The 12,385-nt window shown below is 61.4% G+C and carries 11 protein-coding genes; 9 read left to right on the top strand and 2 right to left on the bottom strand.

Annotated features, from left to right (window positions below):
* Positions 1-53: 53 nt before the first annotated feature.
* Positions 54-998 carry an MYG1 family protein gene (locus ASG19_RS04950; RefSeq protein ID WP_062454918.1) on the top strand — a complete coding sequence of 315 codons (945 nt, stop codon included), beginning with the start codon at positions 54-56 and terminating at the stop codon, positions 996-998.
* A 4-nt stretch (positions 999-1,002) separates the two neighbouring features.
* Here the strand turns inward: ASG19_RS04950 and ASG19_RS04945 are convergent, their stop codons facing one another.
* Positions 1,003-2,055: a dienelactone hydrolase gene (locus ASG19_RS04945; protein WP_162238120.1), complete on the bottom strand. Its 1,053-nt coding sequence runs from the start codon at positions 2,053-2,055 to the stop codon at positions 1,003-1,005.
* 126 nt (positions 2,056-2,181) lie between these two features.
* Here ASG19_RS04945 and ASG19_RS04940 point away from each other — a divergent pair, with 126 nt between their 5' ends.
* The 3 genes from ASG19_RS04940 to murJ all read left to right on the top strand — a co-directional run bounded on the left by ASG19_RS04940 (position 2,182) and on the right by murJ (position 8,057).
* Positions 2,182-3,246, top strand: a complete 1,065-nt coding sequence (locus ASG19_RS04940) for an AraC family transcriptional regulator (protein WP_162238119.1) — start codon at positions 2,182-2,184, stop codon at positions 3,244-3,246.
* A gap of 175 nt (positions 3,247-3,421) precedes the next feature.
* Positions 3,422-6,292: a [protein-PII] uridylyltransferase gene (locus tag ASG19_RS04935; RefSeq protein ID WP_062454010.1), complete on the top strand. Its 2,871-nt coding sequence runs from the start codon at positions 3,422-3,424 to the stop codon at positions 6,290-6,292.
* Positions 6,293-6,464: 172 nt separating this feature from the next.
* Positions 6,465-8,057 (top strand): murein biosynthesis integral membrane protein MurJ, encoded by a 1,593-nt coding sequence (gene murJ / locus ASG19_RS04930; RefSeq protein WP_062454009.1) that lies wholly within the window; start codon positions 6,465-6,467, stop codon positions 8,055-8,057.
* A 2-nt stretch (positions 8,058-8,059) separates the two neighbouring features.
* Here murJ and ASG19_RS04925 read toward each other — a convergent pair whose 3' ends face one another.
* Positions 8,060-8,551 carry a DUF882 domain-containing protein gene (locus ASG19_RS04925; protein WP_062454008.1) on the bottom strand — a complete coding sequence of 164 codons (492 nt, stop codon included), beginning with the start codon at positions 8,549-8,551 and terminating at the stop codon, positions 8,060-8,062.
* Between the two features lie 225 nt (positions 8,552-8,776).
* Here ASG19_RS04925 and ASG19_RS04920 point away from each other — a divergent pair, with 225 nt between their 5' ends.
* The 5 genes from ASG19_RS04920 (at position 8,777) to tsaB (ending at position 12,360) form a co-directional block, all read left to right on the top strand.
* Positions 8,777-9,184 carry a VOC family protein gene (locus ASG19_RS04920; RefSeq protein WP_062454007.1) on the top strand — a complete coding sequence of 136 codons (408 nt, stop codon included), beginning with the start codon at positions 8,777-8,779 and terminating at the stop codon, positions 9,182-9,184.
* A 138-nt stretch (positions 9,185-9,322) separates the two neighbouring features.
* Positions 9,323-10,387: a tryptophan--tRNA ligase gene (gene trpS / locus ASG19_RS04915; RefSeq protein WP_062454006.1), complete on the top strand. Its 1,065-nt coding sequence runs from the start codon at positions 9,323-9,325 to the stop codon at positions 10,385-10,387.
* A gap of 116 nt (positions 10,388-10,503) precedes the next feature.
* Positions 10,504-10,995 (top strand): universal stress protein, encoded by a 492-nt coding sequence (locus ASG19_RS04910; RefSeq protein WP_062454005.1) that lies wholly within the window; start codon positions 10,504-10,506, stop codon positions 10,993-10,995.
* A 123-nt stretch (positions 10,996-11,118) separates the two neighbouring features.
* Entirely contained in the window at positions 11,119-11,685 is a 567-nt protein-coding gene (locus ASG19_RS04905) for a NifU family protein (RefSeq protein ID WP_062454004.1), read from the top strand.
* A 21-nt stretch (positions 11,686-11,706) separates the two neighbouring features.
* A complete protein-coding gene (gene tsaB / locus ASG19_RS04900; RefSeq protein ID WP_062454003.1) occupies positions 11,707-12,360 on the top strand; it encodes a tRNA (adenosine(37)-N6)-threonylcarbamoyltransferase complex dimerization subunit type 1 TsaB in 654 nt (217 codons plus the stop codon).
* Positions 12,361-12,385 lie beyond the last annotated feature (25 nt).

Raw genomic sequence — 12,385 nt, 5'->3', positions numbered from 1 at the left:
CCTCCGCTCCGGCTATCTGATTCTTTCCATTGAAAGAAAAGGCTGATCGCGGCATGACTCCAGATTATCTCGTCACCCATTCCGGTGGCTTCCATGCCGACGAACTCCTGTCCAGTGTCATCCTGACGCGGCTGTTCCCCGATGCACGCATCGTCCGCAGCCGGGCGCCCGAATGGATCACGCCGGGTGGCGACCGCATCATCTACGACGTCGGCGGCTCCTTCGACGCGCAGGCGCAGATTTTCGATCATCACCAGCGCGGTGCGCCCTTGCGCGATGACGGCGCGCCGTTCAGTTCCTTCGGCCTGATCTGGAAGCACTACGGCCGCGATTACCTGCTCGCCTTCGGCGTACCGGAAGCCCATGTCGAGGCGCTGCATGCAGCCTTCGACACCAAGTTCGTTCTGCCGATCGACCTGATGGATAATGGCGCGCTCAGCCCCTCGGTCGCAGGTCCGATGGCCGGCCTGACACTGCCGTCGCTTCTCGAAACCCTGAAGCCCGCCTTCGACGAAAAGGACGAAGGCGCCGATGATCGCGCCTTCCATGCAGCGCTTGTCATTGCCCGCGCCTTTGTCGAAGCCGGTATTTCGCAGCGCGCCGCAAAGCTGCGGGCAGAGACGCTGGTTCTGGACGCCATTGCCAAGGCCGGCGAGGGTCGCATCCTCGAATTGCCGATGGGCATGCCGTTCCGCCCCGCCATCCTGAAGGCTGGCGCCGATCAGCTTCTCTTCGTCGTCCACCCGCGCGACAAGGACTGGTGCGTCACCGGCATCCGCCGTGCCGATGACGGTTTCGAACTGCGCGCCGATCTCCCCGCCGCATGGGCCGGCCTCACCAATGCAGACCTGGAAGCCGCATCCGGCGTCGAAGGCGCTACCTTCTGCCACAACGGCCGCTTTATCGCCGCCGCCAGAACCCGTGAAGCAACGCTCGTCATGGCGGAACTCGCGGTGAAGGAGGCCCTGTCGGAAGGCCTCCGTCCTGCCGTCGGCTGAGCGCTTAGCGTTCCAGCAGCGTTCTGCGAAGAAAGACGGCAATATTGAAGAAGATCTGCTGATGCAGCTTTTCGCGTGGGATGTCGCTCACCTCATCGCAAACCGGATCATCCTCATACTGCTTCAGCAATTCTGCTCCATTCGCGTTGCAGATGCTCAGGAACGAGAAATGGTTTGCGCCGGGAACTAGCGCGTAGTTGGCCTCCGGAATATCGACCGTCAGCGACTGGGCGTTGGTGCCGGACATGATGCCGTCGCCTTCGCCGAGGTTGATGAAAAGCATTGGTCTATCGATGCCGGCAAGACTTTCGTTCTGGTAAGCCATGGCAAAACCCGGATCGACCGCAATCACCGCTGAAACGCGCTTGTCGCCATAACCACCTTCGAATGCCTCCCGATCGACTTGGGAAAAATCCACCCCGCCCTTCTGAAACCAGTTGCAGCCCGCATCCCTGCCGCCTGCCTCCGCGCAATGGGTGACAAAGGTCTGAAGCGACGCGCGGACACCGGCGGTCAGCATCATCGTGTTGCCCCCAAGCGAAAAGCCGATGCCGCCGATCCGCTCCTTGTCGACAAGCGCGCTCCAGGTGGCGCTCGTCGTCAGTGTATCGATCAGGGCTGAAACATCCTGTGCCCGCTCCCAGATCTTGAAGCTTTCCACCGGAATGGAATCGCCTGAGGTCGAATGGATATGATTGGGTGCCGCAACGATGAAGCCGTTGCGCGCGAGTTCTGTCGAAAGCCAGCCCAGCCCCGCTGCATTGCCGCCCGAGCCATGGCTCAGAATGACCAGCGGAAACTTCTCCTGCACGGGCGTGGCATTGCGGCGAGCAGGCACGCCGACCCACAGAGCATCGGCACCGAGCGTATAAGGGTCGCCGTCGGCCTTTGCTGGATAGGTGATCAGCACCCTCTCGGGCTGGGTTCGGTGCGACGGATTGATCTGGATCCACTGGGTTCCCGCCTCGAAGGCGAGGGCCGGCAAGGCGGTTGCGGAATAGCCGAAACCGATCAGGGCAAGGGTTGCAAGGCGAAGGCGGGGTAGGGGCAGGGCCATGGAAATCTCCATCGGGGTTGTGAACGGCACCACCCTTGCGCCTGTATCTGCCTGCCTTTCGACCTCGATCGTGATATGGTCGGACCTCAAACATGTTTCAGGCCATTTACCGCCGGGGTCACTGCAGTGCTCTCTATCCCTTTGCCGTTTCTGGTCGGTATCGTCTTTGCCCTTGCGCTCTATCACAGCCTCAAAGGCGTCGACGTGCCGGGAAGCCGTCGCTACTTCGTCGCATTTGTCGTTCTCTATGCGGCTCAAGGCTTGGTCGTCGGCCTTCATTTCGGCTACGGCATAACGGCACTCGCACCGGTTCAGCCGGTCACCGCCTCCGTCATGCCGCCGCTCGCATTTCTCGCCTTCCAGTCGCTTTCCGGCGGCGGGCGATCTGCACCCTGGCGCCACCTCGCCGCACCGTTTTGCGTCGGCACTTCGGTCGTCTTCGCACCGATCCTGGTCGATCCGCTCCTGCTGGTGATCTTTCTCTTTTACGGCGTCGCCCTCTGGCGGCTGACCCGTTCGGAAGGTTCCGATCTCATGGTCGAAGCCAGCCTTCAGCGAATGCGTCCCGCCCTGCGGGCCGCAAGAATGACGGCCGCGCTGATGCTGTTTTTCGCAGTCAGCGATGCTGCCCTCTCGATCTACACAACGTTCAACGGGAGGGACGACATTCCGCTTGTCCTGACGGCGATCAACATCGTCGTTCTCGTGGTGACCGGCATCTACTATCTTGCGCCGGAAGCAGGAGAAGGCCCGCTGCCGAACGGGAAGGCAAATGAGGCCAATCCACAGGATGAGGGTCTCGTCGCGCGCGCGACAGAGGCTTTGGATCGGGACGGTCTCTACCGCGACGAAAACCTCAGTCTAGCGAAACTCGCCCGCAAGGCCGGCGTGCCGGCGCGGGATCTGTCGGTTGCCATCAACCGCGCAACCGGCCTCAATATCTCGCAGTTCGTCAACAGACGCCGGATCGCGGAAGCATGTCTGCAGCTTCGCGAAACCAGCCGGCCGGCGACGGTCATCATGTTCGATGTCGGGTTTTCGACCAAGTCGAACTTCAACCGCGAGTTTCGCCGCGTCACCGGCATGAGCCCGCGTCAGTGGCGCAGCGGATCGAAGTCTATCGCAGACCCCGGCAATATCGGGCTTGACGTTCCGGTCGCGAAGAAACAACTTGGCGCCGTCAAGCCGTAACCGTGGTAAGCACGCTGCTCACATGCGGAGCGCTCTGCGGTAACGGCTGCGCAACAAAAATGAGCTAAAGCGTATGGGGCAGGGCCGCAGGGACCTGGGAACGCTTTAGGGGAGGTGCCCGAAATCCGTCGTCGTCTCCATCGGGAATGGAGAGGGCGGGCACCGGCAGGAAGACATGGCCAAGCAAGCAACAAGACAAGATCATCGCCACGACATCGATTTTTCCGAACTGATGGACGTCGCCGGCCTGCAGACGAAATGCCGCGAGGCGCTCGGAACCAAGGATCGGCCGCTGCTGGAATCGCGGGCAGCTCTCCTGCCGATCCTGCGGCAGGCCAGTGTCGACGGTCGCGAAAAGGCACGCGAACTGCTGAGCCAGGATGGCAGCGGTCTTCGCTGCGCCCGCCGCATATCCTGGATCCAGGACCAGCTGATCTGCGTCCTCAATGAAACCATCACCGAGAGCCTCTATCCGGAAGGCCGCGAGATCGCCGTTGCCGCCACCGGCGGTTACGGCCGCGGCACGCTCGCGCCAGGGTCCGATATCGATCTTCTTTTCCTGCTGCCCGAAAAGAATTCCGATGCCATGCGCAAGGCGGTGGAATTCCTGCTCTATCTCCTGTGGGACATGGGCTTCAAGGTCGGCCATGCCACCCGCACGGTGGAGGAATGCATTCGCCTGTCGAAAACCGACATGACGATCCGCACCGCCATTCTCGAATGCCGCCCGATCTGCGGCAGCGGCGCGCTGGTCAATCAGCTGATGTCGCGCTTCGATCTGGAAGTCGTCGCCGGCACCGGTCCGGAATTCGTCGCCGCCAAACTTGCCGAGCGAGACCAGCGCCACAAGAAGGCTGGCGACACGCGCTATCTGGTCGAGCCCAACGTCAAGGAGGGCAAGGGCGGCCTGCGCGACCTTCACACGCTGTTCTGGATTGCCAAATATTACTACCGCGTCCGCGAAACGACCGAACTCGTCAAGCTCGGCGTTCTCTCGCGCGAGGAGGCAAGGTCCTTCGAAAAGGCCGACGACTTTCTCTGGGCGGTGCGCTGCCAGATGCATTTTCTGACGGGCAAGGCAGAGGAACGTCTGTCGTTCGACATTCAGCGCGATATCGCGGCAAGCCTCGGTTACAACGCGCGGCCTGGCCTCTCCTCCGTCGAACGCTTCATGAAGCACTATTTCCTGGTCGCGAAGAACGTCGGCGATCTTACCCGCATTCTTTGCGCAGCGCTGGAGGACCAGCAGGCGAAGGCCGCACCGGGCCTCACCCAGCGCGTCATCTCGCGCTTCACCAAACGGCTGCACAAGATCGCCGGCTCCGTCGAATTCGTGGAGGACCGCGGTCGCATCACGCTGGCTGATCCGGGCGTCTTCAAGCGCGATCCGGTCAGCCTGATCCGCTTCTTCCACGTGGCGGACCTGACCGGGTTGGAACTGCATCCTGACGCGCTGAAAAGCATCACCCGATCGCTTTCGCTTATCGACAGTGCCCTGCGCGAAGACGACGAGGCGAACCGCCTCTTTCTCTCCATCCTCACCTCTAGGCGGGATCCCGGCCTGATGCTGCGGCGAATGAACGAGGCCGGCGTGCTCGGCCGCTTCATTCCCGAATTCGGCAAGGTCGTGGCGATGATGCAGTTCAACATGTATCACCACTATACGGTCGACGAGCACCTGATCCGCTCGGTCGATGCGCTGTCGGAGATCGATCACGGCCGAGCGGCGGACATGCATCCGCTCGCCAACAAGCTGATGCCGACGATCGAGGAGCGCGCGGCGCTCTATGTCGCAGTTCTGATCCACGACATCGCCAAGGGCCGCCAGGAGGATCATTCGATCGCCGGCGCCCGGATCGCGCGCAAACTCTGCCCGCGTCTCGGTCTCAACGCCAAGCAGACCGAACTCGTCGTGTGGCTGGTGGAACAACACCTGATCATGTCAATGACGGCGCAGACCCGCGATCTGCATGATCGCAAGACCATCGCCGACTTTGCCGAAAAAGTCCGCTCGCTGGATCGCTTGAAGCTTCTGCTGGTGCTGACCATCTGCGATATCCGCGCCGTCGGTCCTGGCGTCTGGAACGGTTGGAAGGGCCAGCTTCTGCGCACTCTCTATTACGAAACGGAACTGCGTCTCTCCGGCGGCTTCTCCGAAGCGTCCGGCAAGGAGCGGGCCAAGGTGGCGGAGGAAGATCTCGCCAACGCCCTGTCCGACTGGAGCCAGCAGGATCGCGAGGCGCTGGTGAAGCTCCATTACCAGCCGTATCTCCTGTCCGTGCCCGTCGAGGACCAGGTTCGCCACGCAAGCTTCATCCGCGAAACCGACAAGGCCGGCAAGCCGCTCGCCACCATGGTGCGCACCGACAGTTTCCGGGCGATCACCGAAATCACCGTTCTCGCGCCCGACCATCCACGTCTTCTGTCGATCATCGCAGGCGCCTGCGCGGCCGCCGGTGCCAATATCGCCGATGCGCAGATCTTCACCACCTCCGATGGCCGTGCGCTCGATACGATCCACATCAACCGGGAATTTGCGGTCGATGACGACGAGATGCGCCGTGGCGGTACGATCGGACGGATGATCGAGGACGTGCTTGCCGGCAAGAAGCGACTGCCGGAAGTCATAGCCATCCGCGCGAAAGCCAAGAAGAACAAGAACAAGGCCTTCGATATCCCGCCGTCGGCGATCATCTCCAACGGGCTTTCCAACAAGTTCACCGTCGTCGAGGTGGAATGCCTCGACCGGACCGGCCTCTTGGCGGAAATCACCGCGGCGCTTGCCGATCTCTCGCTGGATATTCAGTCGGCGCGGATCACCACGTTTGGTGAAAAGGTGATCGATACGTTCTACGTCACCGATCTCGTCGGCCACAAGGTGACCAATGAGAACCGCCAGGGCAATATCATCACCCGGCTGAAGGCGGTCATGGCGGAACAGGAAGACGAGCTTCAGGAAGCCATGCCGGATGGTATCGTCGCGCCCCAGCCGGCTGCCGCCGACGGAGCAAATGTCTTGCCGCGGAAGTCGAAAGTCGGTGTCTGAAACACGACACCGGTGCTATCCCTGCTGAACGGGTGCTTCGTTCGGTCCGCTCTTTTGCGCCACAGAAACAGTGGGGCAGGGCGCCGGACGGATGACGCACGCCAATGCACAGGTAGAACATGAACAATCCCAGCTTCCCCAAGCATGAGCGCAAGACGATGAGCCAAGCCCGATGAGCCTCGCCAGAAAATTCGCAACCGTCGGCGGCGCAACGCTCGGCAGCCGCATTTTCGGTTTCGCCCGTGAAACCTTCATGGCGGCGGCCCTTGGCACGGGGCCGATGGCAGACGTGTTTTACGCCGCCTTCCGGTTTCCCAACCTGTTTCGCCGTCTGTTTGCCGAAGGCGCCTTCAACGCCGCTTTCGTTCCACTGTTTTCCAAGGAAATCGAGGCGAACGGCGTCGATGGTGCCAAGCGGTTTTCCGAAGAGGTCTTCGGCGTCCTGTTTTCTGCGCTGCTGATCATCACCATCGCAATGCAGCTGGCCATGCCCTGGCTGGTGCGGTGGGTCATTGCCCCGGGCTTTGCCGATGACGCGGAAAAGACGGCGCTGACGGTGCGCATGGCTGTCGTCATGTTCCCTTATCTCATGTGCATGTCGCTGACGGCGATGATGAGCGGCATGCTCAACTCGCTGCATCATTTCTTTGCCGCCGCCATCGCGCCGGTGTTCTTGAACGTGGTGATGATCGCAGCGCTTCTCTACGGCCTCTGGGTTGGCGCCGATCCGCGCGAAATCGCCTGGTATCTGTCGTGGAGCGTGCTGGTTGCGGGCGTGTTGCAGCTTGGCGTCGTCTACGTGGGCGTGCGCCACGCGGGCATCAATATCGGCTTTCGCCGGCCGAAGATGACACCCAACGTCAAGCGCCTGCTCTGGCTTGCGGTTCCGGCCGCGATCACCGGCGGCATTACCCAGATCAACCAGATCATCGGCCAGGCGATTGCGTCGGGCAAGGAAGGTGCGATCGCTGCCCTGCAATATGCCGACCGCATCTACCAGCTGCCGCTCGGTGTCGTCGGCGTTGCCGTCGGTGTCGTGCTCCTGCCCGAATTGTCACGGGCGCTGAAGGGCGGCCACGTCAAGGAAGCCGGCAATATCCAGAACCGCTCGATCGAATTCGTGCTGTTCCTGACGCTTCCTGCCGCTGCCGGTCTCTGGATCCTGTCGGATGCGATCATCCGCGTGCTTTACGAGCGCGGTGCGTTCTCGGCCGAAAACACCGCCGTCGTCGCGTCGATCCTTGCGATCTACGGCATCGGTCTTCCGGGTTTCGTGCTGATCAAGGCGCTGCAGCCGGGCTTTTATGCCCGCGAGGATACAAAGACGCCGATGCGCTTTACCATGGTGTCGGTCGTCATCAATTCCGGCCTCGCCATCACGCTGTTTCCGATGATCGCCGAACGCGGCATCGCGACGGCGGAAGCCGCGGCGGGATGGATCAACACGATCCTGCTATTCTCGACGTTGGTCTGGCGGGGTGATCTCGTCTGGGAATGGGCGCTTGCCCGGCGTACCGCCCTTTTGCTGGTCGCGACAGGGGTCATGGCGGCGGCGCTGTTTTATGCGCTTCCCTATGCCAGCCCATGGCTGCAACCGGGCTCGCATCTGTTGACCCAGGTGCTGGCTCTGGCCTGCCTTCTGGGCATTGCAATGGTCGTCTATTTCGCCTGCGCGTTTGCGATCGGCGGTGCCGATCTCGGCATGATCAGGCGAAACATCAAGCGGAAGCCTAAGTCTGCTGTCCCACCACCGGCGGAGTCCTGATCTCAGGACTTTCCGCGGCGCTTCAGGCTTGCAAGGCTGCCCTTGCCACCTTTTCCACCTTTGCCGCAATGCGCCCAGGCGCGTCGCGGGCCGACATCCACATGCACGATGCCGTTGCAGTAACGGCCGATGCCGCCGATGCCCGGGGCGCTCGCTGCTGCCGCAAGCACCCTCTTTTCGGCAACGCCGGGAACGCGAATGTCGGCGGCATAGCAATGGCTGTGCTGTGATGTGCCAGAGCGCGGACGGTGGCCGGAGGTCACCATCGGCTTCTTGCCGGTTTCCTTGGCGATATGGGCAAGGATGGCACCCAGCTTCTCGGGAAAGCAGTTGGTCCGAACGCTGACGCGCTGGACAGTATAGTAAGCAGAGTAGTCGTGTTTGAAAGAACTGCTGCGGCGTTTCTCGCCTTTTTCGGCGGCTTGTGCGGTCGCGGACAGCGTTAGGCAGAGCGTCATGAAGCAGGACAGCGCGACGCGGTAAAAGATGCGCATACGGGTAAACCTCGGAAAATACTCACGACCGACTGGGGTCGACTTGGTGGGGGAGTATTTCTTTCCGAAAAGTGACCTCAGTATGGAGGAATTTGCCCCAAAGTGGGATTTGTCTGCCTCAGGGGTTAAACTGCGTTAACCTTATGGTTGCTTCGAGTTCCTTGACATGGCGGGCAGTAAGCGTCGAAGACCTGTACCCGCCACGACAAAACAAGGTGTGTTTCGATGTCGATCCGTTCCCTATTTCTGGTCACGCTGGTCGTTGACGACTACGATCGGGCGCTCGATTTTTACTGTGGAATCATGGGCTTTGAGCTTGTCGCCGATACCCCTTTGGAGGCGACCAAGCGCTGGGTGGTAGTGCGCCCGCCGGGCGGAGATGGGGCCGCGCTCCTGCTGGCACGCGCCGACGGCGTCGCCGAAACGGCGGCGATCGGCAACCAGACGGCAGGCAGGGTAAGTTTTTTCCTGAAAACCGACGATTTTGCCGGTGATCACGCCCGGTTGTCAGCCAAAGGCGTCCGCTTCATCGAAGAACCGCGCCACGAACCCTATGGCACGGTCGCAGTGTTTGCCGATTGCTACAGCAACCTTTGGGATCTCATTCAGCACGCGAATGATGCAGCCTCTTGATCCCTCGTGGCGGGGCGTGCATAAGCCCGGCCATCAGCTACATGGCCCGCGGGGCGCAGCAGCGGCAAGCACGCACACTTGTCAGGTTGCGCAAGTCCAACGGCCTGAGGCCTTCCATCAGCCTATCGAGGATCTAGAATGAACAGCTTCAAGCCGCTCGTCTTTTCCGGTGTCCAGCCCACCGGCAATCTCCATCTCGGCAATTATCTCGGCGCTATCCGCAAGTTCGTCGCCCTGCAGGAAAACAACGACTGCATCTACTGCGTCGTCGATCTGCACGCGATCACGGCCCAGCTCGTGCATGACGATCTGCGCGGCCAGATCCGCTCCATCGCGGCAGCGTTCATCGCCTCCGGCATCGACCCGAAGAAGCATATCGTCTTCAACCAGTCCGCCGTGCCGCAGCATGCCGAACTTGCCTGGATCTTCAACTGCGTCGCCCGCATCGGCTGGATGAACCGGATGACCCAGTTCAAGGACAAGGCCGGCAAGGACCGCGAGAACGCCTCGCTCGGACTGCTCGCCTATCCGAGCCTGATGGCCGCCGACATTCTCGTCTACCGCGCCACCCATGTGCCTGTCGGCGATGACCAGAAGCAGCACCTGGAGCTTGCCCGCGATATCGCCCAGAAATTCAACATCGATTTCCAGGACAAGATCCGTGCGACCGGCACCGGCGTCGACATGGTCGTCGGCGAAGAGCCGATCCACGGCTATTTCCCGCTCGTCGAGCCGCTGATCGATGGTCCGGCCCCGCGCGTCATGAGCTTGCGCGACGGCACCAAGAAGATGTCGAAATCCGATCCGTCAGATCTGTCGCGCATCAACCTGATGGACGATGCCGATGAGATCCTGAAGAAAATCCGCAAGGCGAAGACCGATCCGGAAGGCCTGCCGAGCGAACTCGAAGGCCTCGAAGGGCGTCCGGAAGCAGCCAATCTCGTGGGCATCTACGCGGCACTCGCCGATCGCACCAAGGCGGATGTGCTTGCCGAATTCGGCGGCCAGCAGTTCTCGGTGTTCAAACCGGCGCTTGCCGACCTCGCCGTTCAAGTTCTGGCGCCGATTTCGCTCGAGATGCGCCGCCTGCTGGACGACACGACCCATATCGACGCTATCTTGCGTGATGGGGGCGAGCGTGCCCGCGCCCGAGCCGAAAAGGTCATGGGTGAAGTGTTCGATATCGTCGGTTTCCTGCGCTGAGCGGGAGAGCGCCTGAAAATCTTGCACCCGTCACGGTCGCGTGGCGGGTTTTCATTTTCGCGGGTTCGTATAATTTCGCCACAACGACAACGTCCGACGGGAATTGAGGGGGCGGCATGGTTTCGAAACGGCTTTCCAGGCTTGAGGGACATCGGCGCAAGTTCATAGCGGTCATCGATGGCACCCCCGAATGCGAGCTTGCCGTGCACTATGCCGGCCGCCGCGCGAAGAATTCCAATGGCGGCCTGGTGCTGCTTTTCGTCATCCCCGATGGGGATTTCCAGCAATGGATCGGCGTCGAGCAGATCATGCGCGCCGAAGCCATGGAAGAAGCGGAATCGATCATGGCGAAAGCCGCCCAGAGGGTGCGCGAAACGATCGGGATCGATCCGGAAATCGTCATCCGCGAGGGAAGCGCGCCCGAGCAGATCAACATGCTGGTGGAAGAAGACCGCGATATCGCCGTCCTGGTTCTGGCGGCCGGCTCGACCAAGGAAGGGCCGGGCCCGCTGGTCTCGGCCGTCGCGGGCAGGGGTGCTGCATTCCCCATTCCCGTCACCGTTCTGCCGGATACGCTGACCGACGAGGAAATCGACGCGCTCGCCTGACCTCTCTCTTGACCGGATTGGCAGAAAGGCGCACTTGAACCAAAAGCTGATCGCGACTATCTTCTTTGGAAGAGTTCTAAGTTTGCGGCGCCCGCTGGCGCGCACGGGTCAAGGAGACAAATCATGTTCATTCAGACGGAAGCCACACCCAATCCGGCAACCCTGAAGTTCCTGCCCGGCAAGATCGTCATGGAAAAGGGCACGGCCGATTTCCGCAATGCGAGCGAGGCCGATGCGTCTCCGCTGGCCGCCAGACTGTTCGGCATCGACGGCGTCACCGGCGTCTATTTCGGCTACGACTTCATCACCGTCTCCAAGGATAGCGCCGAATGGCAGCATCTGAAGCCGGCTATCCTCGGCTCGATCATGGAGCATTTCATGTCCGGCCAGCCGGTCATGGGCGGTACTTCTGCGCTTGCCGAAGATTCCGATGAGGACGGCGAGTTCTACGAAGCCGACGACGAAACCCTCGTCGCGACCATCAAGGAACTGCTGGAAACCCGCGTTCGGCCGGCCGTTGCCCAGGATGGCGGCGACATCACCTTCAAGGGTTTCCGCGATGGCACGGTCTATCTCAACATGAAGGGCGCCTGCGCCGGTTGCCCGTCCTCGACCGCGACCCTGAAGCATGGCGTTCAGAACCTGCTCAAGCACTTCGTGCCTGAAGTGCAGGCCGTCGAAGCCATCTGATTTCGAAAAACAGTTCCGCACATGCTCGTTCTGGCCATCGATACTGCCGGGGTTGATTGTTCCGCCGCGCTCTATGATGGCGCGTCCGGCAGACTTCTTTCGTCCGTCACTGAGACGATCGGCAAGGGTCATGCAGAGCGGCTGATGGCGATCGTCGACGAGGCGCTTGATGAAGCTGGCCTTCAACTTCCATCCGTGCAGCGTATCGCCGTCGGCATCGGCCCGGGCTCGTTTACCGGTATTCGAGTTGGCGTTGCGGCCGCCCGCGGTCTGGCACTGGCGCTCAATGTGGAATGCGTCGGCGTCACCACGCTCGAAACGCTGGCCGCCGCACATCTTGCAAAGCATCCCGGACGCCCCGTCGTGGCAGTCATGGATGCCAAGCGGGACGAGGTCTATGCCCAGGCCTTTTCAGCCGAAGGCTCCCCGCTCAGCGAACCCACGGCACTGTCTCCGGACGATGCCGCAGCACTCATTGCCCAGCTGTCGGCCGACGTAGCCGGGTCATGGCGCCTGCACGAGGCGCCGGTCCTGCCTGACCATTTCGATATCGCCGTCATTGCAAGGCTTGCGGCTTCAAAGCCGAAAGGTTCGCAAAAGCCGAAACCGCTTTATCTTCGTGGACCGGATGCAAAACCGCAGACAGGCTTTGCGTTGGCGCGGCAGATCTCGTAACTCCGCGTCGTTCAATTCTTTCACG

This window comes from Rhizobium sp. Leaf306, from assembly GCF_001423425.1.
GTDB lineage: Bacteria > Pseudomonadota > Alphaproteobacteria > Rhizobiales > Rhizobiaceae > Neorhizobium > Neorhizobium soli.
This window is presented reverse-complemented; position numbering and strand designations above follow the sequence as displayed.

Bases quoted from the DNA above. Each gene is read 5' to 3' on its own strand.
- ASG19_RS04920 (WP_062454007.1), top strand. From the start codon at position 8,777: ATGTCGATCCGTTCCCTATTTCTGGTCACGCTGGTCGTTGACGACTAC.
- ASG19_RS04910 (WP_062454005.1), top strand. From the start codon at position 10,504: ATGGTTTCGAAACGGCTTTCCAGGCTTGAGGGACATCGGCGCAAGTTC.
- tsaB (WP_062454003.1), top strand. From the start codon at position 11,707: ATGCTCGTTCTGGCCATCGATACTGCCGGGGTTGATTGTTCCGCCGCG.
- ASG19_RS04905 (WP_062454004.1), top strand. From the start codon at position 11,119: ATGTTCATTCAGACGGAAGCCACACCCAATCCGGCAACCCTGAAGTTC.
- ASG19_RS04950 (WP_062454918.1), top strand. From the start codon at position 54: ATGACTCCAGATTATCTCGTCACCCATTCCGGTGGCTTCCATGCCGAC.
- ASG19_RS04935 (WP_062454010.1), top strand. From the start codon at position 3,422: ATGGCCAAGCAAGCAACAAGACAAGATCATCGCCACGACATCGATTTT.
- trpS (WP_062454006.1), top strand. From the start codon at position 9,323: ATGAACAGCTTCAAGCCGCTCGTCTTTTCCGGTGTCCAGCCCACCGGC.
- murJ (WP_062454009.1), top strand. From the start codon at position 6,465: ATGAGCCTCGCCAGAAAATTCGCAACCGTCGGCGGCGCAACGCTCGGC.
- ASG19_RS04945 (WP_162238120.1), bottom strand. From the start codon at position 2,055: ATGGCCCTGCCCCTACCCCGCCTTCGCCTTGCAACCCTTGCCCTGATC.
- ASG19_RS04925 (WP_062454008.1), bottom strand. From the start codon at position 8,551: ATGCGCATCTTTTACCGCGTCGCGCTGTCCTGCTTCATGACGCTCTGC.